This window comes from Brachybacterium sp. JB7 (assembly GCF_003335205.1).
GTDB lineage: Bacteria > Actinomycetota > Actinomycetes > Actinomycetales > Dermabacteraceae > Brachybacterium > Brachybacterium alimentarium.
Map to the genome: position 1 here is coordinate 38173 of NZ_QPGN01000017.1, position 24727 is coordinate 62899.

The 24727-nt window shown below is 71.1% G+C and carries 20 protein-coding genes; 18 read left to right on the forward strand and 2 right to left on the reverse strand.

What is annotated here, in order from left to right; all coding sequences use genetic code 11:
- Positions 1 to 159 precede the first annotated feature (159 nt).
- Positions 160 to 2406 (reverse strand): ATP-binding domain-containing protein, encoded by a 2247-nt coding sequence (locus CIK81_RS15105; RefSeq protein WP_114311631.1) that lies wholly within the window; start codon positions 2404 to 2406, stop codon positions 160 to 162.
- 153 nt (positions 2407 to 2559) lie between these two features.
- On the opposite strand from CIK81_RS15105, the gene CIK81_RS15110 reads away from it, so the two are divergent.
- Positions 2560 to 3540 carry a proteasome assembly chaperone family protein gene (locus CIK81_RS15110; RefSeq protein ID WP_096164086.1) on the forward strand — a complete coding sequence of 327 codons (981 nt, stop codon included), beginning with the start codon at positions 2560 to 2562 and terminating at the stop codon, positions 3538 to 3540.
- A 309-nt stretch (positions 3541 to 3849) separates the two neighbouring features.
- The gene (locus tag CIK81_RS15115; RefSeq protein WP_096164087.1) at positions 3850 to 4053 is read left to right on the forward strand and encodes a cold-shock protein; all 204 of its coding nucleotides are present in this window, start codon (positions 3850 to 3852) and stop codon (positions 4051 to 4053) included.
- 151 nt (positions 4054 to 4204) lie between these two features.
- Here the strand turns inward: CIK81_RS15115 and CIK81_RS15120 are convergent, their stop codons facing one another.
- On the reverse strand, positions 4205 to 5053 hold the full coding sequence (locus CIK81_RS15120) for a spermidine synthase (protein WP_096164088.1): 849 nt from the start codon (positions 5051 to 5053) through the stop codon (positions 4205 to 4207).
- 237 nt (positions 5054 to 5290) lie between these two features.
- Here CIK81_RS15120 and CIK81_RS15125 point away from each other — a divergent pair, with 237 nt between their 5' ends.
- From CIK81_RS15125 to ftsZ, 16 genes are all read left to right on the forward strand, one after another.
- Complete coding sequence (locus tag CIK81_RS15125; RefSeq protein WP_114305461.1) at positions 5291 to 5773, forward strand: SAV_6107 family HEPN domain-containing protein; 483 nt, start codon at positions 5291 to 5293, stop codon at positions 5771 to 5773.
- Positions 5774 to 5987: 214 nt separating this feature from the next.
- Positions 5988 to 7223: a DNA polymerase IV gene (dinB, locus tag CIK81_RS15130; RefSeq protein ID WP_114305460.1), complete on the forward strand. Its 1236-nt coding sequence runs from the start codon at positions 5988 to 5990 to the stop codon at positions 7221 to 7223.
- A gap of 259 nt (positions 7224 to 7482) precedes the next feature.
- Positions 7483 to 7881 carry a DUF3040 domain-containing protein gene (locus CIK81_RS15135; protein WP_114305459.1) on the forward strand — a complete coding sequence of 133 codons (399 nt, stop codon included), beginning with the start codon at positions 7483 to 7485 and terminating at the stop codon, positions 7879 to 7881.
- A 692-nt stretch (positions 7882 to 8573) separates the two neighbouring features.
- Complete coding sequence (gene mraZ / locus CIK81_RS15140) at positions 8574 to 9005, forward strand: division/cell wall cluster transcriptional repressor MraZ (RefSeq protein WP_076810555.1); 432 nt, start codon at positions 8574 to 8576, stop codon at positions 9003 to 9005.
- Positions 9006 to 9200: 195 nt separating this feature from the next.
- On the forward strand, positions 9201 to 10196 hold the full coding sequence (gene rsmH, locus CIK81_RS15145) for a 16S rRNA (cytosine(1402)-N(4))-methyltransferase RsmH (protein WP_096164092.1): 996 nt from the start codon (positions 9201 to 9203) through the stop codon (positions 10194 to 10196).
- A 1-nt stretch (position 10197) separates the two neighbouring features.
- Positions 10198 to 10716 (forward strand): hypothetical protein, encoded by a 519-nt coding sequence (locus CIK81_RS15150; RefSeq protein WP_096164093.1) that lies wholly within the window; start codon positions 10198 to 10200, stop codon positions 10714 to 10716.
- A gap of 2 nt (positions 10717 to 10718) precedes the next feature.
- Positions 10719 to 12527: a penicillin-binding protein 2 gene (locus CIK81_RS15155; RefSeq protein WP_241964203.1), complete on the forward strand. Its 1809-nt coding sequence runs from the start codon at positions 10719 to 10721 to the stop codon at positions 12525 to 12527.
- Positions 12521 to 14107 carry a UDP-N-acetylmuramoyl-L-alanyl-D-glutamate--2,6-diaminopimelate ligase gene (locus tag CIK81_RS15160; protein WP_096164094.1) on the forward strand — a complete coding sequence of 529 codons (1587 nt, stop codon included), beginning with the start codon at positions 12521 to 12523 and terminating at the stop codon, positions 14105 to 14107. The genes CIK81_RS15155 and CIK81_RS15160 overlap by 7 nt, the downstream gene beginning before the upstream one ends.
- A gap of 2 nt (positions 14108 to 14109) precedes the next feature.
- Entirely contained in the window at positions 14110 to 15588 is a 1479-nt protein-coding gene (gene murF, locus CIK81_RS15165) for a UDP-N-acetylmuramoyl-tripeptide--D-alanyl-D-alanine ligase (protein WP_096164095.1), read from the forward strand.
- On the forward strand, positions 15585 to 16685 hold the full coding sequence (gene mraY / locus CIK81_RS15170; protein ID WP_096164096.1) for a phospho-N-acetylmuramoyl-pentapeptide-transferase: 1101 nt from the start codon (positions 15585 to 15587) through the stop codon (positions 16683 to 16685). Before murF ends, mraY begins: the two co-directional genes overlap by 4 nt.
- A complete protein-coding gene (gene murD, locus CIK81_RS15175) occupies positions 16682 to 18202 on the forward strand; it encodes a UDP-N-acetylmuramoyl-L-alanine--D-glutamate ligase (RefSeq protein ID WP_096164097.1) in 1521 nt (506 codons plus the stop codon). The genes mraY and murD overlap by 4 nt, the downstream gene beginning before the upstream one ends.
- Positions 18199 to 19647 carry a putative lipid II flippase FtsW gene (gene ftsW, locus CIK81_RS15180; protein ID WP_096164098.1) on the forward strand — a complete coding sequence of 483 codons (1449 nt, stop codon included), beginning with the start codon at positions 18199 to 18201 and terminating at the stop codon, positions 19645 to 19647. The genes murD and ftsW overlap by 4 nt, the downstream gene beginning before the upstream one ends.
- The gene (gene murG, locus CIK81_RS15185; protein ID WP_096164099.1) at positions 19644 to 20735 is read left to right on the forward strand and encodes an undecaprenyldiphospho-muramoylpentapeptide beta-N-acetylglucosaminyltransferase; all 1092 of its coding nucleotides are present in this window, start codon (positions 19644 to 19646) and stop codon (positions 20733 to 20735) included. The genes ftsW and murG overlap by 4 nt, the downstream gene beginning before the upstream one ends.
- Before the next feature lie 35 nt (positions 20736 to 20770).
- Entirely contained in the window at positions 20771 to 22318 is a 1548-nt protein-coding gene (gene murC / locus CIK81_RS15190; protein ID WP_096164100.1) for a UDP-N-acetylmuramate--L-alanine ligase, read from the forward strand.
- A gap of 398 nt (positions 22319 to 22716) precedes the next feature.
- A complete protein-coding gene (locus CIK81_RS15195) occupies positions 22717 to 23454 on the forward strand; it encodes a cell division protein FtsQ/DivIB (RefSeq protein WP_241964204.1) in 738 nt (245 codons plus the stop codon).
- A 239-nt stretch (positions 23455 to 23693) separates the two neighbouring features.
- Positions 23694 to 24727: cell division protein FtsZ (gene ftsZ, locus CIK81_RS15200; protein ID WP_114355855.1), on the forward strand; the 1034-nt coding region annotated here is incomplete at its 3' end.

The following is a 24727-nucleotide window of genomic DNA, read 5'->3' on the forward strand; positions in this document are numbered from 1 at the left end:
TCGCCGGGTTCGGAGGCGATCGCGGAGCCGGTTTGCGACGATTCTGTGGATAAAGTTCAGGACCGCTCGTCGGTGTGCATAAGATGTCCCTCGTGCACTCACGCAGTGCACACCAGATCGGCGGTCGCGGAGGGGAAGCCGCGGCCGCCGATCGCCGTCTCAGGCGGGTTCGATCCCCGCCGGCAGGTCCCGTGCGTGCACCACGCCGAGGTGGCGCGTCGCCCGGGTCATCGCCACGTAGAGATCCCCGGCACCATGCGCCTCCACCAGCTCCGCAGGCTCCACGATGACGACCCCGTCGAACTCGAGCCCCTTCGCGTCCTGTGCGGTCATGACGGCGATCGAGTCGTCCACCCCGGAGGATCCCGCTCCCACCGTCGGCAGGTCCGAGCGTGAGCGCAGCCGGCCGAGCACGTCGGCGATCCGCTCCTGCGCGACGATGACGGCGAGGCGCCCCACGCCCTCGTGATGCACCGCGGCCACGGCCTCGGCGGTGCGAAGAGCGAGGTCGCTCGGGGAGGAGCGCTCGATCCGCGGATCCCGGTCCCCCTCCCGCACCGAGCTGACCTCGGTCACGGGCAGCTGGTGCGCCTGCGCCATCGCCACGGCCCGGTCCATGATCCGGCTGGGCGTGCGGTAGTTGACGGTGAGGTGCTCGACCTGGAGACGATCCTGGATGTAGGGGCTCAGCGCCTGCGTCCACGAATGCGTGCCCCCGGCCGACGAGGTCTGCGCGACGTCGCCCACGACCGTGAAGGACTTGGTGGGGGCCCTTCGCATGAGTGCTCGCCAGCTCATGGGGGAATGCTCCTGTGCCTCATCGACCACGACATGGCCATAGGTCCAGCTGCGCTCGGAGGAGGCGCGCTCGGCGAGGGTGCGGCCATCTCGGATCTGGCTGACCTGGTCGGCGAGGTCCTCGGCACGGATCATCCCCGAGGTGTCGACGTTCTCGATGACCTTGCGTGCATAGTCGACGTCCGCCTCTCGGCGGGTCGCCGCCTCGCGGGCGCGGGCCTCCGCGGGCGCTGAGTCCTCGCCGAGGAGCTCGGCGGCCTCGTCCAGCAGCGGGATGTCCTCGACGGTCCAGGGTGCGTCCTTGTCACGGACCAGCAGGTGCACGCGGTCCGCGAGCGCGGCCGGGGCGGCGGCCCGGAGTCGATCAGGCCGGGACATCAGGATGCGCAGGAACCCCTGCGGGGCGTAGGGCAGCCAGGCGAGATTCAGCTGCCGCTTGATCTCCGCGTTGTTGCGCAGGTCCGAGAGCAGATCGGGCCGGTCCTCGGGGATGATGGTCTGCCCTTCGGCGAGGAGCGCCTTCTCGTAGGCCTCCACGAGCCGCTCCAGCGCCGCGCGCACGAACACGGTGCGAGCGGTGTTGTGGGGCTTGTGGCTGGCGCGGGCGTCCCGGCGCGCAGCTCTGAGCATCGAGCGCGTCAGGGTCAGCGGAGTCCCGTCGATGCGCAGGCGGATGTCTTCCTGCGGCAGCACCTGCCGCTGCGCCACGGCACGGGAGATCAGCTCCGCCATCGCGACGTCGCCCTTCAGGCTCGCCACCTCGTCCCCGTCATGCAGGAAGGTCTCGATGCCAGGGAACAGCTCTCCCGGGGTCAGCATGACCACACCGGATTCGCCGAGGCTCGGCAGGACGCGCTCGATGTATCGCAGGAATCCCGGGGTCGGAGCCATGATCAGCACCCCCGTGTGCTCGAGGCGGCGACGATGCGTGTAGAGCAGGTAGGCGGCGCGGTGCAGCGCGACCGCGGTCTTGCCGGTGCCCGGGCCGCCCTGGACGACCAGCACGCCGCGGTTCTCGGAGCGGATGATGCGGTCCTGCTCGGACTGGATCGTCGCGACGATGTCGCCCATTCGGCCCGTGCGCTGGCCGGAGACGGCCGCGAGCAGCGCACCCTCGCCCTGCAGCACCACGTCCTCGCCGGCGGTCTCGAGCACGGACTGGTCCAGGACGTCGTCCTCGAGCCCGACCACGGCGCGCCCACGACTGATGAGATGGCGCCGCAGCCGCACGTCCAGTCGCTGGGTGCTGGTCGCCTGGTAGAACGCTGCTGCCGCGGGGGCTCTCCAGTCCACCAGCAGCTGCTCGCGATCCGCCGTGAACAATCCGATCCGGCCGATGTAGTGGCGGGCGGTGTCGTCCATGTCCAGGCGGCCGAACACCACGCTGCGGGCGACCGAGCGCAGCAGCGCCAGGCGGTCCTCGTACAGCGCCATGAACGAGTCGCGTTCGGACCTGTTCTGATGTGTCGAAGCGTGCTGCGAGCCCTGGATGTCGTCCAGATTGCTCTGCACCTGGATGATCAGCTCGTCGAGCCGCGCGTAGAGGCGGTCTGCGTACGCCTGCTCACGTGCGATCTCCCGGGCGATCTGTCCCTCGGCGTCGTCCACGGACCTGCTCCCTCTGACGATGGATCCTCTCGCCGCACCTCTGGGAATGGACCCAGGATCGGCAGAGCACAGTGGTCCATTATGGTGGACAGGCCTGGAGACGCGTGCCATCGCGCGAGTGACGTCCAACCGGCTGCGAGGGAGGAGACGCTGATGCGTGATCCGCGTGATCTGTACCGCTTCGAATCCGCGGACGTCCTGGCGGCGGTCCCGCGCACCGGGCTGACCCTCGTGCACGCCCTGCCCGGACTGGTCGATGCCGGCAACGCCTGCCGCATCGCGTCGACCTATCTGCGGGACGAACTGCGGCACCTGCGCCTGGTCAGCTTCGACATGGACGAGCTGTTGGACTATCGCGGGTCGCGCCCGCAGGCCGTCTTCGACGGGACCTCCTACGCGAGCGTCGACATCCCCGAGCTCACGCTCTCGCTCATGTACGACGAGTCGGACCGGCCGTTCCTCTTCCTCGACGGACCCGAGCCCGACCTCCAATGGCGCCGGCTCGCGGAGGCGCTCATCGACCTCGTCGAGTTCTTCGACGTCGAACGGGTGGTCGGGATGCAGGCCGTGCCGATGGCGGTGCCGCACACCCGACCGATCGGACTGTTCGCACATGCGAACGATCCCGATCTGCTCGGCCGACCGAATACGCGCCCGACGCCGGCTCCGGGCACGACGCTCGGATCGGACGAGGACGAGGACTCCGCGGAGATCGTGGTGCCCGCCGCTTTCGGTGCGCTGCTCGAGCTCCAGCTCGGCCGCGCCGATCACGCGTCGATGGGCTACGCGGCGCAGATCCCTCACTACCTGACCCGGACCGACTTCCCGGCCGGGGCCCTCGCGCTCCTGCGCCGGGTCAGCGAGGCGGCGGGTCTGGACCTGCCGCTGGTGCATCTCGGCGATCTCACGGATGCGGCCACCGTCGCGCTGCAGGGCACCATCGCGCAGAACGCCGAGGTCGGCCAGATCGTCAGCGCGCTCGAGGAGCAGTACGACTCGATGAACGAGGGAGCGGACGATTCCCCGCTGACGACCACGATGGATCTGCCCACCGCCGAGGAGCTGGGTGAGCACTTCGAGCGCTTCCTCGCCGATCACGACGGCGAGGGGCCCGGGGATGCGCCGCAGCTCTGAGCGACGTGGGCCGCTGGGGCTCGACGCGCGTCGCCATCAGGCGCTCTCGACGCGACCCTGCCGTGATCCGCGTCATGTCGTTACCTGTTCGTGACCGCCCGTCCGTCATCACAGTGTGAACGAGGACACTGCTATGACAGAATGGCGGTGTTGCGTAGTTGCAGGTCCGGTTGGACGGTCCGTCCCAGGTGCCTCGGCAGCTGGAAGACGGAATGCACGTCACGCCAACCGCTCCGGCGGGGACAGCTTCACGCGGCAGCGCGATCGCTTTTCCGCGATCGTTGATGGACGACACAGAAGGTGACAGGTATGGCACAGGGCTCGGTCAAGTGGTTCAACGCCGAAAAGGGCTTCGGATTCATCGAGATCGACGGAGGCGGCGCTGACGTCTTCGTGCATCACAGCAAGATCGACATGGACGGCTACCGCGCCCTCGACGAGGGTCAGCGCGTGGAGTTCGAGGTCACGCAGGGAGACAAGGGCCCGCAGGCCGAGCAGGTTCGTCCCCTCTGATCGACGACTTCGTCAATCTCACGGACCGGTCAGGAGCGTCAGCTCCTGGCCGGTCCGTCGTCGTACGGGGAGGTGTCGACCGACGCGATGCCGGTGGGACGGTGCGGGAGGCTGTCGGAGCTGGAGCTGGAGGTTGTCGCCGTTGCCGAGCTCAGCCGCCGAGCACTCGTCCTGCCCTCGCGAGCGCCTGGACCTGCGTGCTCCGGGCGAGGCGCACGGAGACGGCATCCGAGCGCAGGTCGCGGTCGATGCCCTCGGGCAGCGGACGGTCCGAGGCCAGGAGCACGCAGTTGCCCCGTCGTTTGCCGGACAGGTGGGCAGGCTCGGCGATCACGCCGACGTGCGCGAAGACCGCACTGAGCGTCGCGACTTCGTCAGCCATGAGTCCGGTTCCGGGAGGGGCCGCGCAGTTGGCGAGGTAGAGGCCCCCAGGCTTCAGCACCCGGGCCGCATGCTCGGCGGCCGACCGCGTGATCAGTTCCGGCGGCGTCAGCGACCCCGAGAACACATCGCGCACCAGGACGTCGAACCGATCGTCGCGCCAGGAGACCAGGGCGCTGAGAGCGTCCTCGATCCGCAGCCGAAGCTGAGGGGACCGAGGCAGATCGAACCAGCCGCGCACTGAATCGGCCAGGAGCTCATCGAGCTCGACCACGATCTGCCGGGAACGGGGGCGCCGGGCAGCGATCGCCCGGGGCAGCGAACAGCCCCCACCGCCCAGATGCGCGAGCTGCGCGCCGGATCCCGTGTCCCGGGGCGTCGCATCGGCATCGATGCCGAGATGCTGATCGATCGCGATCAGCATCCATCGCATGTACTCGAAGACGAGATGCTCCGGATCCGGATGCAGGTGCGAGGACGGCACCCCGTTGACGTCGAGCAGCACGGAACCGTCGTTCTCCAGGGTGAGACGTGCGGTACCGGTGGAGATCGGGATGTGGACGTCGAGCGGACCGAGGTGCTCGAAAGGGGCGTGGCGCGCACGCTCGCGGCGGGACATCCGCCCACTCTAGGAGACGGCACGCTCCCTCCGCGCCCGATGACCGCCCTCTGCGGCCGGGGCACTTACCTGGGCGTCCGTCGACACGGGCCCGAATCGGCCACCGTTCCTCCCCAGGCCCCACTCGTCCACCACGACCACTGCGGCCCGTCGTCTGTCAGTGCCGGGTCCTACGGTTCATGAACCAGGCAGGGAGGACCCGAGGCCCGCCGCGGAGATCGGACAGGAGGAGCAGCGATGAACACCACCACATCCCGCCACCGGGGGAGCGCCGCCTCGCTGCCCGCTGACGCCCGCAGCATCCGCCTGCGTCTGGCGCATCTGGATCAGGACCAGGCCGATCTCGAGCGCGCCCGCCAACTGCTCCAGCTCGGCCGAGCCTCCTTCGAGGACGACCCCCGTGAGGCGTTCGAGCTGGTGCACCGCGCCGCCCTGCGCGGCGCGGGCATCCTGGTGGCCCGCGCGAACCGCGATCGCCGTCGGAAGCTGCCGCTGAACGTGTGGACCGCATTGGAAAGGCTCGACGAGGAGGACGCACGTCGCGCACTCGAGCTCGCGCCGTTCGTGACGGAGCGCGGGAGGTTGGACCGTGACAGCGCGGCGCAGCCCGATCCGCACCTGTTGCAGCACCACATCGAGCAGACGGCGCAGCACCTGCAGAGCGTCTCCGAGAGGCTGCTCAGCGACCTGCCAGATTCCATGACTGCGCTGGCGGGCTGACTCCGAGAATTCCGCGGATTCCGAAGGCTCCGCGGATTCCGAGGGGTCCGACGGCCCGACACCCGAGCTCCCGGCCAGGCGAGCCCGCCCGCACGACCCCGTGCGTCGGACGCCGCGGAGTCCGGCCACGAACAGCTCTCATGGACCCGGCGGTGCACCCCGGAGGCCTGCGGAGGGGCCGAGTACAGTGCGGCTCGGAGCAGAAGGAGGTCCCGTGAGAGCCGACGGCGGGTCGCAGGAGCAGGTGGAGATCCCCGGGATCCTCCATCTGGACATGGACGCCTTCTTCGCCTCGGTGGAGATCCGTGACGACCCGAGCCTGCGAGGACTTCCCGTCGTCGTCGGCGGCGCCGGCGCACGCGGAGTCGTGGCCGCCGCCAGCTACCCGGCCCGGACGCGCGGCATCCGCTCGGCGATGCCGATGGCGACTGCCCGGCGTCTCGCCCCGGATCTCCTCATCGTCCCCCCGCGCGGTGACCACTACCGGATGATCTCGGCGCAGGTGATGACGATCCTGAACTCCGTCGTCGCGGACGTCGAACAGCTCAGCATCGACGAGGCCTTCCTCGACGTCCGCGGGGCCCGTCGGCTCTTCGGGGAACCGGAGCAGATCGCCGCTCTGCTGCGCCGGCGAATCCGCGACGAGCTTGGACTTCCCAGCTCAGTGGGGGGATCGGTCTCTCGCGCCGTGGCCAAGATCGCCTCCGCGCACGCGAAGCCCGACGGGCAGCTGATCGTCCCGGCGGCCGGCACCGCGGAGTTCCTGGCTCCGCTGCCCGTCTCCGCTGTGTCCGGGATCGGCCCCAAGGCCGTCGCCGCGCTGGAGAAGATCGGGGTGCACCGGATCGGGGAGATCCGTGACATCCCGCCGAATGCGCTGGCGCGGGTGCTCGGTCCTCGTGCTCCGGAGATCCGTCGGCTCGCTGAGGGCAGCGATCGCACAGGGCTGGGACGTCAGGTGCGCGAGAGGTCGCTGGGGACCGAGCGCACCTGGGACGAGGACCTCACGGACGGCGACGAGGTGCGTCGCCGAATCACGATGATGGCCGACGACGTCGCTCGGCAGCTGCGCCAGGAGGGGACCGTCGCACGCACTGTCGTGCTCAAGCTGCGCAGCCCTGACGGCACCACCATCACTCGTTCCTCGACGCTGGACCAGCCCACCGCGAGCGGGGAGCGTCTGCGGGAGCACGTGGTCGCACTGTGGGAGCGCGAGCGGCATCGGCTGCGACGGATCCGTCTCGCCGGAGTGCGCGTCACCCATCTCGAGTCCTCGGGCACCGCGCCGGTCCAGCACGAGCTGGCTTCGCGCTCGACGCTGTGGAGGGATCTGGAGACGGCGATGGACCAGGCGACGAGTCGTTTCGGCGCCGCGAGCCTCAGCCGCGGCTCCACCCTGGGCCCGGCGTCCGACGGGGCCCAGCGCACGGAAGACCCTGATGGTCGCTGACCGCCACGATCGCCGCTGAGCATCGCGGGGGTCCCCGCGTGAGACGGGGTGAGACAGAGCGTGGAGAGCCGCCGTCGCACGGTCGGGGCATCGTGTCCGGTGCGCTGCGCGGGGCGTTCGACGTGATGCTCTCCCCGGAGTGTTCCCATTCCCCAGGAACTGGCTCTAAACTGGGTGAACCGCCGATGAGGGCAACGGAACTCGATCGGTGGTCGGGCGCCGGTAGGGCGCGTGAGGACCGGGGACAAGGAGCGGGACCATGCCGCTGTCTGAACACGAGCAGAAGATGCTCGACGAGATGGAACGTCAGCTGTTCGCCGACGATCCGCACCTCGCACGAGCTTTCGCGCCGACGAAGAACTCGCGGCGCAGTGGTCGTCGGGTCATCATCGGCCTCGGGGGAGTCCTCGTGGGCCTTGGTGTCCTCGTGCTGGCCGTCTCGCTGCCGGCCGTCTGGCTGGGGGTCATCGCCTTCCTGGGGATGCTCGCCGGCGCGGTGTACGCAGTGACCACTCCGAACTCCTCCTCGCAGGAGGGGCCGGACGACGGCGGCGGGGGCACGGGTCCCAGTGCGCCGCGCGACGACAACGGCGGGACGTTCATGCGCAAGCTCGAGCAGCGCTGGGAGAAGCGCTCCGGGGACGACCCCCGGCGCTGACGCGACGCGGCAGCCTCCCTCTCCCGCCTACGAACACCGAAGCCCCGGCTCAGAGAGCCGGGGCTTCTGCATGTCGTCCTGCTCCTCGTGGACGTCGCTTCCGTCGGCCCTGGGCGCAGCGGCCCTCGGGCCCCGGCGGCCGCGCCCGGTGATCCCCAGTCGCCTTCGCCGACTCGGGCCCGGTGATCCCCAGTCGCCTTCGCCGACTCGGCCCGGTGCCCTCTGTGCCCTCCGGGGCCGTGTTCCGACCATGCGGTCAGGCCCCGACTTCTCCGAGGATCGCACGACGACGTCCTCGCAGGAGCTCCGGCAGGCCCGTCACGGCGGCCCGGGCTGTCGTGATCCGCTCCATTCCCCACTTCGCTCCACGCGGGCCCTCCCTTTCGCTCCACTTGCACTCCGGCAGCACCTCGCCTGAGCAGCAAGGGGCTCTGACCTGCTCACATGCTGTCTGGTCATCGATGGTGCGCAGCGGGAACAGCCCTGTCGGAGCGCTGTGCAGAGGCCGGATCGACGCGCCGCACGCAGATTCCCTCCACCTCCCTCCCCGCCGTTGACCTGCAGTGACGTACGGCATGCGGGGCAGATCGGGGGAATCAGTAGTGAAAGGTGGGGAGTAGTGGGGTAAAGTGGGGCGCGTTGGGAGGAGATGGTTTCCAGTCGCGAGTCTCGGCGAGTGAAGGAGGGCCTGGATGTTCCTCGGCACCTTCACGCCCAAGCTCGACGACAAGGGGCGCCTGATCTTCCCGGCGAAGTTCCGTGACGAGCTCGCTTCGGGACTGGTCATGACTCGTGGGCAGGAGCACTGCATCGCCGTGTATCCGCTCGCCGAGTTCCGCCAGAAGCTCGAGGAGGCCCGTCGGGCGCCCACCACCGATCGGCGCACACGCGACTACCTGCGCGTGCTGCTCTCCGGCGCGGAGGACGTCATCCCGGACAAGCAGGGCCGCATCACCATTCCGGGCCATCTGCGTGGATACGCGGATCTGGACCGGGAGTGCGCCGTCATCGGCGCACTGGACCGGCTCGAGATCTGGTCGCTCCCGGCTTGGGAGACCTATCTCGAACAGAAGGAGGAGGGCTTCGCCGAGACCTCCGAGGAGGTGGTCCCGGGCCTGTTCTGAGCTCGGCTCGACGGATCTCCGTCCTGTGAGACCTCTCGTCGTTCCCGCCCCGATGCAACTTCCCCGGTGGCGGGTCGGGAACGACGAGGAATCTGGCAGGACGGCACCGCGACCAGAAGGCGGAGCCGGCAGGACCCCACCGATCGGGACGACCGATCAGAACGAACAGCACACGAACCACCCAGGGGAGGCGACATGGATCCGACGCAGCACGACCGGCCGGCAGAGGATCGGCATGTGCCCGTCCTCCTCGGCACCTCCGTCGAGCTGCTCGCCCCGGCACTCCAGGAGCCGGGATCGATCTACGTCGACGCGACACTCGGCATGGGGGGTCACGCCACCGCCGTGCTGCGTGCCGCACCTCAGGCTCGCCTGGTCGGCATCGACCGCGACAGCGCTGCGCTCGAGCTGGCACGGGAGCGCCTGGACCGCGAGGGCGTCGGCGATCGCGTCACTCTGGTCCACGCGACCTACGACGAGATCCCCGAGGTGCTCGAGGAGCTCGGCCTGCCCGGCGCGCACGGCGTGATGATGGACCTCGGTCTGTCGAGCTTCCAGATCGACACCGCCGACCGCGGCTTCTCCTACTCCGTGGACGCCCCGTTGGACATGCGCATGGACACCGCCTCGGGCGGGCCCACCGCCGCGGACCTTCTGCGGGACCTGCCGGAGGCGGAGATCTCCCGCATCCTCCACGACCTCGGTGACGAGCGCTTCGCCCGTCGGATCGCCCGCCGCATCGTCGCGCAGCGCGAGACCGTCCCGCTGACCCGCAGCGGCGAGCTCGTTGCGCTGCTGGACTCGGCGATCCCGAACTCCTCGAAGGCGAGCGGCGGGCATCCCGCCAAGCGGACCTTCCAGGCTCTGCGGATCGCCGTCAACGAGGAGCTCGAGATCCTCGCCTCCGCGATCGAGTCGGCCCTCGACTGCCTGCACGTGGGCGGCCGCATCGTCGTGGAGTCCTACCACTCCGGCGAGGACCGTCTGGTCAAGACCGCGTTCGCCCGCCGCACCAGATCCTCGGCGCCTCCGGGACTGCCGGTCGAGCTCGAGGAGCACAAGCCGACGTTCTCCCCGATCGTCCGCGGCGCCCTGCAGGCCGACGAGGCAGAGCGGGGCACCAACACCCGCGCCGCCTCGGTCCGCCTGCGCGCCCTGACCCGTACCCGACTCGCCGAGAGAGCTCACTGAGATGGCCAGCACGTCCGCCGTTCACGCCCCCGCGGTCCGTCCGGTCCGCGGGCCGCGCACCGCACCCACCGCCCGGCCGCGGCTGACCGTCGTCGCGGCGCCGAAGACCAGCGGCAGCTCGATGCCGTTCACGATCCTGTGCACGCTCATCGTGACCGCGACCCTCGCAGCGCTGCTGTACCTGAACATCCAGATGTCCGACACGAGCTACGAGATCACTCGTCTCCAGAGCCAGTCGCAGCGTCTGACCGAGGAGAAGCAGGCGCTGGTCGAGACCGACGAGCGTCTGGGCACGCCGCAGGAGCTCGAGCGCCAGGCGCGCGAGATCGGGATGGTTCCCGTCACTGATCCGGCATATATCGACCTCGACACGGGCGAGGTCATCGGAGAGACGTCTCCGACAGCGCAGACTGAGGTCAATCCGGAGCTGGCAGACGTGCCCGCAGAGGTCGCCGTCCCGCCGGCTCAGATCTACGACCAGCCCACGACCTACCACGGCATGGGCAACGAGGGAGTCTGACCATGGCCCGGTCACGCTCGACCCGTACCACCGGCAGCCGCCGACCGCGCACCGGCGCACCGATGCTCCGCGTCCCTCGCGCTCGGGTCGGTGCACCCGCGGTCCGCCACCGCCTCCTGATCTGCATGATCATGGTGGGGGTGCTGCTGCTGTCCGGGCGCCTGATCTGGGTGCAGGGTCTCGACGCGAGCGCCCGTGCCCAGGAGGCCGTCGCCCAGCGCACGGTCACTCGAGACATTCCAGCGCTGCGCGGCGACATCCTGGATCGCAACAGCACCACGATGGCCCACTCGGTGGAGCGCTATGACCTGTGGGTCAACCAGCTCCAGGTGGACCAGTACCGCAAGGGGTCGAAGGACGCCGAGGTCACGGGGATCGACGCCGCCGCGCAGGAGCTGGCCCCGGTGCTCGGACTGTCCGTCAGCGACACCGAGAAGGCCCTCACCGGTGACCGCGGCTTCGTCTACCTGCAGAAGAACGTGGAGCCGAAGGTGCGCGACGCCGCGCTCGCGCTGAAGATCCCCGGGATCGGCGCCGATCGCGTCGCCGACCGCATCTACCCGGCCGGCTCGGTCGGCGGGAACATCCTCGGCTTCGTCGGGGCGGACGGCTCCGCGCTGGCCGGCACCGAGCTCTCCTTCGACGACGAGCTCAGCGGCACCGACGGCGAGACCAGCTACGAGCGCGGTGCGGGCGGTCAGATCATCCCCACCGGCAAGCAGCAGACCACTCCTGCCGTCGACGGCAGCGACCTGGTGCTGACCGTCGATCGTGACCTGCAGTGGAAGGCGCAGCAGATCGTCGCGGGCGCCGTCGACAAGTGGGGAGCGGAAGGCGGCAGCGCCGTCGTGCTCAAGCCGAGCACCGGCGAGGTGCTCGCGATGGCGGAATACCCGTCCTACGACCCCAACGAGATCAAGCAGGACGGCAGCGAGTTCCTCGGGAACCGGTCGATCTCCAACGTGTTCGAGCCGGGCTCCACCGGCAAGCTGTTCACCATGGCGACCGCGCTCGAGGAGGGCACCGCGACCCCCGAGTCGGAGTACGAGATCCCCTACGAGATGTACTTCGACGGGGAGCGGATCAAGGACTCCCACCACCATCCCGATCAGAAGCTCACGCTCGCGGGCGTGCTGAAGAACAGCTCCAACGTCGGCACGGTGCAGGTCTCCGAGCAGCTCAGCCCGGAGGTCCGCTACGACTATCTGCGAGCCTTCGGCCTCGGCGAGCCCACGGGAGTCCAGCTGCCCGCGGAGTCGGCCGGCGTCGTGCACCCCGCCGAGGACTGGACCGGCCGTACCCGGTACACCACGGCCTTCGGCCAGGGATACAGCGTGAACGCCCTGCAGATGGTCTCCGCGGTGGGCACGTTCGCCAACGACGGTGTGAGGGTCCAGCCCTCGCTGATCTCCGGGGTGAAGGGCTCCGACGGCACGCTGCGTCCCCTCGGCCAGCCCGAGAGCACCCGCGTCGTCTCCAGCGAGACCGCGGCGACGATGCGTGCTCTCATGGACAACGACGTCGATGAGGATTCCAGCGCCGCGGTCACCGGCTACGCGACCGCCGGCAAGACCGGCACGGCCCAGGCGGCGGAGGGCGGCAAGGAGACCTACACGGCATCCTTCATCGGCTTCGCTCCGGCGGACGACCCGGATCTCGTGGTCGGGGTGTTCGTGTACGGACTCGACACCTTCATCTCCGGCAGCCGTGCTGCGGCACCGGCCTTCTCGGAGCTGACGACCTTCGCCCTGCAGAACCAGGGCATCGCCCCGACCGGCGTGGCCGGTCGTGAACTCGAGAACGAATGGTGAACAACGCGGTGATCGCTACGAGCACACCCACTCCGGAGCCGGCACGTCCGCGCCACCCCCTCGGCATGGGGGCGGTGGAGCTCGCCGCCGCCCTCGGGGCCCCCGCGCCGGCCGAGGACGTGCGACTGACCGGGGTCACCCTCGACTCCCGCAGCGTCCGGCCAGGGGACCTCTGGAGCGCGCTGCCCGGCGCGAATGCGCACGGTGCGCAGTTCGCCGAGCAGGCGCGTTCGCTCGGTGCGGTCCTCGCACTCACGGACAGCGCGGGGGAGAGGGCCTGCCTCGATGCCGGCCTGCCCGTGCTCGTGGTCGAGGACCCCCGTGGCGCGACCGCGACCGCGGCCGCGCTCGTCCTGGGCCGTCCGGCCGAGCGCCTGCGCACGATCGGCGTGACCGGCACCAACGGGAAGACCTCCGTGACGACCGTGCTCACCCGCGTGCTCGATGAGCTGGCCGTGCCTGCCGGGGTCGTCGGCACCAGTGGCACCGCCTACCGTGACGCCGCCGGCGCCGCCCACGGGATCGGCACCGTGCGCACCACTCCGGAGTCGCCCGAGCTGCACGGGATCCTCGCCCGCATGGTCGAGGACGGCGTGCAGGTCGCGTCGATGGAGATCTCCAGCCACGCGCTCGTGCTGCATCGGGCCGACGAGGTCGTCGTCGACGTCGCCTGCTTCACGAACCTCAGCCAGGACCACCTCGACTTCCACGGCACGATGGAGGCCTACTACGAGGCGAAGCGCGAGCTGTTCACCCCCGCCCATTCCGTTCGCGGCATCGTCTGCGTGGATGACGAATGGGGCCGACGCCTGGCCCGTGAGGCGAGCGTGCCGGTGACGACCTACTCGACGCTGCCCGGGATCGAGGCCGACCATCGCGCCCGCGACATCCGGGCGGAGGAGTACGGCAGCACGTTCACGGTGGACGGACCGGCGGGGCCCCGCTCCCTGCACGCCGCGCTGCCGGGCCGCCACTACGTCGCCAACACCCTCGCCGCGGAACTGCTCCTGGCAGCCATCGGGCGCACCGGCCCCGAGGTCGCCCGCGTGCTCGGTGCGGCCGGCACCGTGCCGGGCAGGATGGAGCTCGTCGCGAGCTCGCCGGTGCGCGGGGTCGTGGACTTCTCGCACACCGCCGACGCCCTCGAGCAGGCGCTCGTGACCCTGCGCGCGGTGCCCGGGACCCGTCGCCTGCTGGTGGTGATGGGCGCCGGAGGCGACCGTGACCGCTCGAAGCGATCGGCGATGGGCGAAGTCGTCGCACGCCTCGCGGACGTGGTCATCATCACGGATGACAACCCTCGTACGGAGGATCCCGCCGAGATCCGCCGCGCCGTGCGCTCGGGCATCCCGGAGACGACGAACGCGCAGGTCCACGAGGTGGATGGGCGCGGCGCGGCGATCGAGCTGGCCGCTTCCCTCGCTGACGTGTCCGACACCATCCTCGTTGCCGGCAAGGGCGCCGAGACCGGACAGCAGATCGGCGGTATCGTCCATCCGTTCGATGACCGCCTCCGGCTGCGCGATGCGCTGACCGGCCGCGGACCCGCGGGCGCCGACGACACGGACGGAGAACGCTGACCATGCTGCAGACCACGGCTGGGGAGATCGCTGGACTGACCGGCGGCCGACTCGTGGGTGGGGCGACCGGTGACGAGCTCGTCACCGGGACGGCTCGGATCGACTCCCGGAGGGTGGAGAGCGGCGACCTCTTCGCCGCCTTCGTCGGGGAGCACACCGACGGTCACGAGTACGTCGCCTCCGCGCAGGGGTCCGGGGCTCCCCTCGCCCTCGTCTCGCGCGATCTCGGCCGTCCGGCGGTCCTCGTCGACGACGTGCGCACCGCCCTGTGGGACCTCGCCCGGGCACAGCTGGCCCGCGCCCGGCGGGAGAACCCGGAGCTCACGGTGTTCGCGATCACGGGCAGTGCCGGCAAGACCGGCGCCAAGGACCTGCTCGGCACCATCCTGCGAGCCCAGGGCGAGACCATCGCCCCCGTCGGCTCCCTGAACAACGAGCTCGGTCTGCCGCTGACCGTGCTGCGCCTGGTCGCCACCACCCGCTTCCTCGTCCTCGAGATGGGCGCACGGGGGGTCGGCCACATCGCCCAGCTCACCGACGTCGCCCGTCCCGATGTCGCCCTCGTGCTGAACGTGGGCAGCGCCCACCTCGGCGAGTTCGGGAGCGTCGAGGCGATCGCGCAGGCGAAGGGGGAGCTGGTCGACGCGCTCACCTCCGATGGCCGCGCGATCCTGAACGCCGAGGACCGCCTCGTGCTCGGCATGGCCGACCGCAGCGCCGCCCCCGTGCTCAGCTGGGGAATCACCACCGGCGACCTGCGCGGCGAGGATCTAGCCCTGGACGACGACGCCCGCGTGAGCTTCACCCTGGCCGTGCCCGAGGGCGTGACCACGCTGCGCGGCGGGGCCGTTCCGGCCGGTCGCTTCCCGGTGCGGCCCGACCTGCTCGGCGAGCATCAGGCTGCCAATGCCCTGGCAGCCCTGGCGGCCGCCGTCAGCGCGGGCGTCGACCCGGCTGCTGCGGCGCACGCCCTCGAGGGCGCGAAGCTCGCCTCCGGACAGCGCATGGAGGCGCTGCGCGCCGGCGGTGCGCTCGTCATCAACGACGCCTACAACGCCAACCCCGACTCGATGCGCCAGGCGCTGAAGACCCTCGCGCATCTCGGCCGGGGCCATCGCACCATCGCGGTGCTCGGCGAGATGCTGGAGATGGGGCCCGACACCGTGCGGCTGCACGACGAGATCGGTCGCCTCGTGGTGCGGTTGAACATCAGCCAGCTCTACGTGGTCGGCGACGGGGCGGCACCCATCCACCACGGTGCGAGCCTCGAGGGCAGCTTCGGCGGGGAGTCGGAATATCTCGACACGGTCGACGACGCGCTCGCTGTGCTAGAACGGACCGTGGTGCCCGGTGACGTCGTGCTGCTGAAGTCCTCGCGCGACTCCGGCCTCCGGCAGATCGCCGGCCCACTGATCGAGCACCTGGACCGTCCGGATGCTGCTCGCCCCGAGCACCCGCCCCACGGAGGAGACGACGCATGATCGCGATCATCATCGCGGGAGCCGCCGCCTTCCTGCTGTCCATCGTCGGCACCCCGCTGTTCATCAAGCTGCTGGTGCGCAAGAGCTACGGGCAGTTCATCCGGGACGACGGCCCCACCTCGCACGCCACCAAGCGCGGCACGCCCACCATGGGCGGCGTCGCGATCATCCTGGCGACCGTGCTCGGCTACGGGCTCTCCCACCTCTTCCTGCTGACGTCTCCCAGCATCTCGGTCCTGCTGGTGCTGTTCCTCATGGTCGGTCTCGGGGTGGTCGGGTTCCTCGACGACTACCTGAAGATCTCGCAGCAGCGCAGCCTGGGTCTGCGCCCGCGCGCGAAGCTGCTGGGACAGTTCCTGGTCGCCACGGCCTTCGCCGTGCTCGCCCTGCTGTTCCCGGACGGCAGCGGCAGTGCTCCGGCCTCCACGAAGATCTCCTTCGTGCGCGACATCCCGTGGCTGGACCTCGCGTTCGGCGGCACCATCGTCGGTTTCGTCCTCTTCGCGATCTGGGCCAACTTCCTGGTCGCCGCCTGGTCCAACGGCGTGAACCTCACCGACGGCCTCGACGGCCTCGCCAGCGGCGCGACCATCATCTTCACCGCCACCTACCTGGTGATCGCCTTCTGGCAGTGGCGCCAGGTGTGCAACGTGGACCTCGACGCCGGCGGCCTGGTGCACTGCTACGACACCCGCGACCCGCTGGATGCGGCCGTGCTGTGCGCGGCGATCATCGGTGCCTGCGTCGGCTTCCTGTGGTGGAACACCTCGCCCGCGAAGATCTTCATGGGCGATACCGGTTCCCTCGCCCTCGGCGGCGCGATCGCCGGACTGACCATCGTCACCCGCACCGAAGTGCTCGGCGCGATCATCGGCGGCCTGTTCGTGGTCATCTCGCTGTCGGTGATCATCCAGGTGGGGAGCTTCAAGCTCACCGGCAAGCGCGTGTTCCGGATGGCACCGCTGCAGCACCACTTCGAGCTCAAGGGCTGGAACGAGGTCACCATCGTGGTGCGCTTCTGGATCGTCGCCGGCGTGCTCGCCGGCCTCGGCCTGGGCGTGTTCTACCTCGATGCGCTGCCGAGGCTCACCTCATGACCGCCTCCGCCCCCCGGGGCCCGGGCCGCATCGACGTCGAGCACCTGCCCTGGCCGGGGCTGGACGTCTCGGGACTTCGCATCCTGGTCGCCGGGTTCGGCGTCTCCGGCTATGCCGTCGCCGATCAGACCATGCAGCGCGGTGCCCGCGTCCTCGTGGTCGACGGCTCCGACACCCCGGAGATCCGCGAGCGCACCACCGTCCTCGAGGTCCTCGGGGTCGAGGTGCGCCTGGGCGAGGAGCACACCCTCTCCCTGCCCGCAGACCGAGAGATCGACCTGGTGATCACCTCCCCGGGCTGGCGCCCGGATCAGCCGCTCCTGGCCGCCGCCGCGCAGGCCGGGATCCCGGTGTGGAGCGAGGTGGAGCTCGCGCGCCGCATGCAGGCCTCCGACGGCCCCCAGTGGCTCGCCGTCACCGGGACAAACGGCAAGACCACCGCCGTCACCATGCTCGAATCGATCCTCCAGCATGCCGGCCTGCGGGCTGTCGCCTGCGGGAACGTGGGTCTGCCCGTGATCGAGGCGGCCTTGGACCCCGAGGGCTTCGACGTGCTCGCCCTCGAGCTCTCCAGCTTCCAGCTGCACTGGACCGAGCACCTGGACTGCGAGGCCGCGGCCGTGCTGAACATCAGCGCCGACCATCTGGACTGGCACGGCGGCGCCGCACAGTACGCCCGCGCCAAGGGCCGCATCTTCGAGGGTGTCCACCGCGCCTGCATCTACAACGTCGCCGACGAGGCCACCCGGCGTCTGGTCGAGGAGGCGGACGTCGTCGAGGGCGCCCGCGCCGTCGGCATCTCCCTGGTCGCTCCGGCACTCTCGGAGGTCGGAGTCATCGACGGCCTGCTCGCGGACCGCGCGTTCCTCGACGAGCGCCGCACGGCCGCCGCCGAGCTCGCGAGCCTCGAGGACCTCGCCCACCTGGGGCCGCACGGCGCGGGCCCGCACATCGTGCTCGACGCCCTCGCCGCCGCTGCGCTCGCCCGGGCCCACGGGGTCCCGGCGCACGCTGTGCGCGACGGACTGCGGGCCTACCGCCTGGGGGCCCACCGCGCCCAGCAGCTCGCTACCGTCGACGGGGTCTCCTACGTCGACGACACCAAGGCCACCAACCCGGCCGCCGCCGCCGCCTCCCTGCGCACCGCAGAGCGGATCGTCTGGATCGCCGGCGGGCTCACCAAGGGAGCCGACATCAGCCAGCTGGTCGAGGCCAGTCACGACCGGCTGGTCGGCGTGGTCCTGCTGGGCGAGGACCCCGAACCCTTCACCTCCGCGTTGGACCGACACGCCCCCGAGGTCCCCGTCCGCCGCATCGATCCGGGTGACACTGTGGACGTCGCCGGACGTTCCCGACTCATGGAGCAGGCGGTGCAGGCCGCACGATCCCTCGCCACGGCAGGGGATGTGGTGCTGCTGGCACCGGCAGCCGCCTCCATGGACCAGTTCCGTGACTACGCGGAACGGGGGGATCTGTTCGCGGCGGCCGTCAGCCGACTGCCAGGAGCGCACACATGACGATCGAGGACACCCGCCGGGGCCCCCGTCGGTCCACCGATGTCGTCCGCCCTGAAGATGACCAGCCTCTCGGCAACATCGGCTCCCGAGTGCGCGACGGCGTCGGCTCCTGGCTCAGATCGCCGGCCCTGGACTTCTATGCGCTCGTCGTGATCGGAGCCCTGCTCGTCAGCCTGGGTCTGGTCATGGTGCTGTCCTCCTCAGCGGTGCTGAACATCTCCCGCGGCAACTCCGGCTACGCCGGCCTGTTCCGCCAGGGCACGTTCGCCGTCATGGGTCTGGTGCTGCTCGTCGTCGCGGCGGTGATGCCGCCAGGCTTCTACCGGCGTGCGGCCTGGCCCCTGCTCGGCCTCGGCGTCGCGCTCCAGTGCCTGGTGTTCGTCCCCGGCCTGGGCGTGGCGGCGGACGGCAACCAGAACTGGGTCCGCATCGCCGGGCAGACCCTCCAGCCCTCGGAGTTCCTCAAACTGGCGCTCGCCGTCTGGCTGGGAGCCCTGCTGGCCACCAAGAGGCCGCTCCTGCACAAGCCGGGGCACCTGCTCTTCCCCCTGATCCCCGGAGCGCTCCTCGCCCTCGGTCTGGTGATGCTGGGGCACGACCTCGGCACCATGATGATCATGGCCATGCTCGTCGCCGGAGCCGTGTGGGTCGCCGGCGTCCCCCGGCGCTGGTTCATGATCGCGGGCACCGCGGGCCTCCTCGGCATCATCGGGCTCACGGTGAGCAGCGCGAACCGCATGGCCCGCATCGGCAACTGGTTCCACGGGATCTGCGAGGGCGACTCCTGCTACCAGGCCGATCAGGGCCTCATGGGTCTCGCGGAAGGCGGATGGTGGGGAGTGGGCCTCGGCGAGTCGCGCCAGAAGTGGGGGCGCCTGCCCGCTGCGGAGGACGACTACATCTTCGCCATCATCGGTGAGGAGCTCGGGCTCATCGGCACCCTCGGCGTCCTCGCCCTCTTCGGCCTGCTGGCGCTGATAATGTTCCGCATGATCACCCGGATCGACGATCACTTCATGCAGATCACCATCGCCGGCATCAGCGCCTGGCTGCTGGGTCAGGCCTTCGTGAACATGATGGTCGTGACCGGCCTGCTGCCGGTGATCGGCGTGCCCCTGCCCTTCATCTCCTCGGGCGGCTCCGCCCTGCTCGCGTCGATGGCCGCGCTCGGCGTGCTGATGTCGTTCGCGCGCCGGGAGCCCGGCGCCCCGGAGGCCATCACCGCGAGGATGGCCTCGGTGCGTCGTTCGATCAGCGTGCATCCCGCCCCGCGCGATGCGACATCGAGCTCCGGCTCGGGGCGGTCGCGCCCGAGCAGCTCCCGGGCCTCCCGCGGGGCCGACGCGTCCCGCAGCTCCGGCGCCTCCACCCGATCGGGCACGACCCGCACCTCCCGCACGTCGCGCCGCGCCGCCGAGCGCCCCACATCCCGAAGGACCCGATGACCACCACGACGCCGCCCCGCATCCTCCTGGCCGGAGGCGGCAGCGCCGGGCACGTCTCGCCGCTGCTGGCCACCGCTGCGCAGATCGTGCAGCGCACCCCCGACGCCGAGGTGCTCGTGCTCGGCACTCCCGACGGGCTCGAGGCCGATCTCGTCCCGGCCGCCGGCTTCGAGCTGCTCACGATCGACAAGGTCCCCTTCCCCCGTCGCCCCGACGGGGCGGCACTGCGCTTCCCGGTCCGATTCGTCGGCACCCTCCGCGAGGTGCGCGGGATCCTGCGCGAGCGGGAGATCGACGTGGTCGCCGGCTTCGGCGGATATGTCTGCCCTCCCGCCTATCTCGCGGCGTTCTCCGCCCGCCTCCCCGTGGTGGTCCACGAGGCGAACCGCCGGCCGGGAATGGCCAACAGGCTCGGGGCGCGACGCGCGGCCGCCGTGCTCACCGCCTTCGACGGCTCGACCCTGCCGGGTGCGCGACGCATCGGAATGCCCATGCGCGACGGCATCGCGCACCTGGACCGTGCGGCGCGCCGTGCCGACGCCATCGCCGGCTTCGGACTCGATCCCGAGCGTCCGGTGCTGCTGGCCACGGGCGGCTCGCTGGGTGCGCTGCGACTGAACACCGCGGTGACCGAGGCGGCGGCGAGCTTCACTGCGGCGGACGTGCAGATCCTGCACGTGACCGGTCGCGGCAAGTCCGAGGGGATCACGGAGATCCCCGGATACCGTGTGGTGGAGTACGTGAGCGCGATGGAGGACGCCTACGCCGCCGCGGACCTGGCCCTGACCCGCTCCGGCGCCGGCACCGTCAGCGAGCTCACCGCCGTGGGCTTGCCCGCGGTGCTCGTCCCGCTGCCGATCGGGAACGGCGAGCAGGCGCTGAACGGGCAGGAGGTCGTCGCCGCGGGCGGTGCGCAGATGGTGCCCGACGCCGAGCTCGACGCCGCCCATCTCCGGGGCCAGGTGCTCCCGCTGCTCCAGGACCCGACGCGCCTGGGCGCGATGGCCGATGCCGCGCGGGCCTTCGGCATCGCCGATGCCGCCGAGGTGCTGGCCGACGTCGTGACCGGCGTCGCACGCCGAGCCTGACCCGGCTGTCCCGGCGACCCGACTACGGTGACACCATGACCTCAGCCGCCGCCTCGAACGGCCCCTCGCACCAGCCCGCCCCCCGCACGATCCTGCACCCCGGCACGGTCATCACCCAGGCCGGCTGGCCGTCGGGCGGCCCGGTGCGCTCGGTGCACGTCGTGCGCATCGGCGGCGCAGGCATGTCCGCGGTCGCCCGCCTCGCGCTCGAGGCGGGCCTGGCCGTGAGCGGCTCGGATTCCCAGGACGGCCAGTTCATCGCCCCGCTGCGCGCGGCCGGCGCCCGCATCGGCATCGGCTTCGACGCGACGCTGCTGGCCGATGATGTCGACGTGGTCGTCGTCTCCACGGCGGTGCGAGCAGACAATCCGGAGGTGATCGCCGCCCGCGAGCGCGGCGTCCCCGTCGTCCACCGCGCAGCGGCCCTGGCCGGCCTGCTCGCGGGGCGGGAGCTGGTGGCCGTGGCCGGCACCCACGGCAAGACCTCGACCACCGGCATGGCCGTCATGGCGCTGCGGGGTGCGGGACTCGATCCGGCGTGGGCGCTCGGAGCGGCCGTCCCGGATCTCGGCCGCAATGCGGGCTTCCGCGCTGACCCCACCCCCTCGGCCGGGCATGAGACGGAGGCGGCCGACCGCGCGGCGGCGGCGGTGATCGAGGCCGACGAGTCCGACGGCTCCTTCCTCGCCTTCGCCCCGACCTCCCTCGTGGTCACGAACCTCGAGCCCGATCACCTCGATTTCCACGGGGACGAGCGGACCCTCACCGCCGGGTTCGATGCGCTGATCGGACAGATCGTCCCCGACGGCCATCTCGTGGTGTGCCGCGACGATCCCGGGGCCCGCGCCCTGGGGGAGCGCGCCGCGCAGCACGGCGTCCTCGTGACCACCTACGGTGCCGAGGCCGGCGCCGACTGGCGCGTGCTCGTCGAGGAGGGGTCCGCCGGCGGCACCCGGCTCGAGATCGGGACTCCGCACGGCCGGCTCTCCACGACGCTCTCGGTGGCGGGGCACCACAACGTGCTCAACGCGCTCGGCGCCCTGGCCGCAGCCTCCGCTGCCGTGCCTGACGCCGAGCTCTCCGCGCTCGCCGCGGGGCTGTCGGTGTTCACGGGCGCCTCTCGCCGCTTCGACGTCGCCGGCACCGTGAGCGGTGTGACGGTGGTCGACGACTACGCCCATCACCCGCGCGAAGTCTCTGCGACGATCGCCGCCGCCCGGGGCATCGTCGAGAGCCAGGGCCAGGGGGGACGCGTCCTCGTGGTCTTCCAGCCGCACCTGTTCTCCCGCACGCGCAGCTTCGCCTCCGAGTTCGCCTCGGCGCTCTCCGCCGCCGATCTCGCCTGGGTGCTGCCCGTGTACGCCGCCCGGGAGGATCCGGACCCGAGCGTGGACGCCCGGACCATCACCGGCCAGCTGCCGGGCGGCAGCGTCCAGCCCCTCGACGCGGACGATTCCGTGTCCGTCCGCGTGTCCGAGCAGGCCCGCGACGGGGATATGGTGCTCATGCTCGGTGCCGGGGACATCGTGGAGACCACTCCCGCCGTGCTCACCGCGCTCGGCACTGCAGCGGGGCAGGCCTGATGGCACGCGCCCGCCCACCCGGAGCCGCCGCCCCCCGCGCGCTCGCCGGGGACGCGCGCCCGCCGATGCCGGCCGCGCCGCCCGGCCGCGGTCGGCGCGGTCCGCACCGTCCGCACCGACCGCTCGTCGGCGCGCGCCTGCGAGGCGTCCTGCGTCGCGCGCCGGCAGCGTCGCCGGTGCTGCGTCCGCAGATGCTGCGGCGCCGCGGGCAGCGCGTCCCGCCCGTCCGCCGCCGCCCGCGAGCCCGGGGGACCTCCCCGAACCCCCGTCCCGCCTCGAGGATCGGCTCCACTGTGTCGGCCCCCTCTCCTCGTCCGTCCGCCCCGCCGACCGCGGCGCGCTGTCGACGGCGCGTCCACGACGACGCCCCACGGGAGGCACCGCGCGCGCGGCGGCGCGTGGTCCACGCCGCAGGTCGTTTCCGCGAGCTCGTGGCGGGGCGACCCTGGCGGCGACGCCGACGCCTGATACTCGCGGTCGCGGCGGGCGTCGTGGCGGTCCTGGTGGCGCTCGCCGTCACCGCGATCTTCCTGCCGGCGCTGCAGCTCCGGGAGATCTCGGTCTCCGGTCTCGGCTACGTCGACGAGGACGAGGTGCGCGGCGCCGTCTCCTCGGATGTCGGGGACAGCATGGTGCTGCTGCCCACCGCGGACATCGCCGAACGCGTCTCCGACGTCCCCGGGGTCCACGACGTCCAGGTGGAGCGCAACTGGCCCGATGGCGTCGAGGTGACGGTCACCGAATCGACTCCGGTCGGTCTGCTCACCACCACCGACGGCTCCACCGTCGTGATCGGTGCGGAGGGCGAGGAGCTCCCCGAGGCCGCGGCGGAGGGGGAGACCCTCGTGCCGCTGACCGTCGAGCCCGGCGCGATCGATCCGGAGGGAGCAGCGACGGCCATGCGCGAGGTCCTGGCGAACATCCCCGACTCGCTGCGCGGTTCCGTGAAGGAGGCGACGGCCTCGAGCGCGAGCGACGTGAACCTCGTGCTCACGCTCGAGGACGGCGGCACCAAGTCCGTGGTCTGGGGAGACTCGGCCGATGCCGAGCTCAAGGCGGAGGTGGTCGAGGCGCTGCTCGACCAGCCCGGCTCCGAGATCGACGTCTCCTCACCGGTGGCTCCCGTCACGCGGTGACACGCCGGTGAACCCACCGGTGACGTGGGCGGCAGCACGGATCATCCTCCTTTCCGCGCTCCGAGGCCGACACGCGCCCTCGGTGTTTGCGTAGGGATGCCCACGTCCCTAGCGTCAAAGGAAAGAAGGGGAGCCCCGAAGTCTGAACCTCGAGACGAGGTTGAGGGTTTCGGCAGTCGGCGACCAGGCGCGACGCAGGCCCCTTTCGCAGGAGAACGACAAGAGCAAGGACCCCAAACGTGGCCGGAACCCAGATCTCCCTAGCAGTCATCAAGGTCGTCGGCGTCGGCGGCGGAGGTGTCAATGCTGTCAACCGCATGATCGAGTCCGGACTCAAGGGCGTCGAGTTCATCGCGATCAACACCGATGCCCAGGCGCTGCTGATGTCCGACGCCGACGTCAAGCTCGACGTCGGCAAGGAGATCACCCGTGGTCTCGGCGCCGGCGCCGACCCCGAGGTCGGCAAGCGCGCCACCGAGGATCACGCCGAGGAGATCGAGGAGGTCCTCCGCGGGGCCGACATGGTCTTCGTGACGGCCGGCGAGGGCGGCGGCACCGGCACCGGTGGCGCACCCGTCGTCGCCAAGATCGCTCGCAGCCTCGGCGCGCTGACCATCGGCGTGGTCACCCGTCCCTTCACCTTCGAGGGCCGGCGCCGCTCGACCCAGGCCGAGTCCGGCATCGCCTCGCTGCAGGCCGAGGTCGACACCCTCATCGTGATCCCGAACGATCGCCTGCTGTCCATCGCGGACAAGCAGGTCTCGATGCTCGACGCCTTCAAGAGCGCCGACCAGGTGCTCCTGTCCGGTGTGCAGGGCATCACGGATCTGATCACCACACCAGGCCTGATCAACCTCGACTTCGCGGACGTCAAGTCCGTGATGCAGGGCGCCGGCAGCGCCCTGATGGGCATCGGGTCGGCGCGCGGGGAGGACCGCGCCCTCCAGGCGGCGGAGCTCGCCGTCTCCAGCCCGCTGCTCGAGGCCTCGATCGACGGCGCCTACGGCGTGCTGCTGTCCATCCAGGGCGGCAGCGACCTCGGCCTGTACGAGGTCTCCGAGGCGGCCCGTCTGGTCCAGGAGGCCGCGCACCCCGACGCGAACATCATCTTCGGCTCCGTCATCGACGACGCCCTGGGCGACGAGGTCCGCGTGACCGTCATCGCCGCCGGCTTCGAGAACGGCGGCCCCGCGCCTCGCCAGGAGGTCGCGCCGCAGCAGCGACCTGCTCCGCGCCAGGAGCAGTCGACCCCCGCGCCGCGGCCGGCAGCGGT

Bases quoted from the DNA above. Each gene is read 5' to 3' on its own strand.
- CIK81_RS15125 (WP_114305461.1), top strand. From the start codon at position 5,291: ATGAACACCACCACATCCCGCCACCGGGGGAGCGCCGCCTCGCTGCCC.
- rsmH (WP_096164092.1), top strand. From the start codon at position 9,201: ATGGATCCGACGCAGCACGACCGGCCGGCAGAGGATCGGCATGTGCCC.
- ftsW (WP_096164098.1), top strand. From the start codon at position 18,199: ATGACGATCGAGGACACCCGCCGGGGCCCCCGTCGGTCCACCGATGTC.
- murD (WP_096164097.1), top strand. From the start codon at position 16,682: ATGACCGCCTCCGCCCCCCGGGGCCCGGGCCGCATCGACGTCGAGCAC.
- murC (WP_096164100.1), top strand. From the start codon at position 20,771: ATGACCTCAGCCGCCGCCTCGAACGGCCCCTCGCACCAGCCCGCCCCC.
- mraY (WP_096164096.1), top strand. From the start codon at position 15,585: ATGATCGCGATCATCATCGCGGGAGCCGCCGCCTTCCTGCTGTCCATC.
- CIK81_RS15150 (WP_096164093.1), top strand. From the start codon at position 10,198: ATGGCCAGCACGTCCGCCGTTCACGCCCCCGCGGTCCGTCCGGTCCGC.
- murG (WP_096164099.1), top strand. From the start codon at position 19,644: ATGACCACCACGACGCCGCCCCGCATCCTCCTGGCCGGAGGCGGCAGC.
- CIK81_RS15120 (WP_096164088.1), bottom strand. From the start codon at position 5,053: ATGTCCCGCCGCGAGCGTGCGCGCCACGCCCCTTTCGAGCACCTCGGT.
- CIK81_RS15155 (WP_241964203.1), top strand. From the start codon at position 10,719: ATGGCCCGGTCACGCTCGACCCGTACCACCGGCAGCCGCCGACCGCGC.
- CIK81_RS15115 (WP_096164087.1), top strand. From the start codon at position 3,850: ATGGCACAGGGCTCGGTCAAGTGGTTCAACGCCGAAAAGGGCTTCGGA.
- CIK81_RS15110 (WP_096164086.1), top strand. From the start codon at position 2,560: ATGCGTGATCCGCGTGATCTGTACCGCTTCGAATCCGCGGACGTCCTG.
- CIK81_RS15135 (WP_114305459.1), top strand. From the start codon at position 7,483: ATGCCGCTGTCTGAACACGAGCAGAAGATGCTCGACGAGATGGAACGT.
- murF (WP_096164095.1), top strand. From the start codon at position 14,110: ATGCTGCAGACCACGGCTGGGGAGATCGCTGGACTGACCGGCGGCCGA.
- mraZ (WP_076810555.1), top strand. From the start codon at position 8,574: ATGTTCCTCGGCACCTTCACGCCCAAGCTCGACGACAAGGGGCGCCTG.
- CIK81_RS15160 (WP_096164094.1), top strand. From the start codon at position 12,521: ATGGTGAACAACGCGGTGATCGCTACGAGCACACCCACTCCGGAGCCG.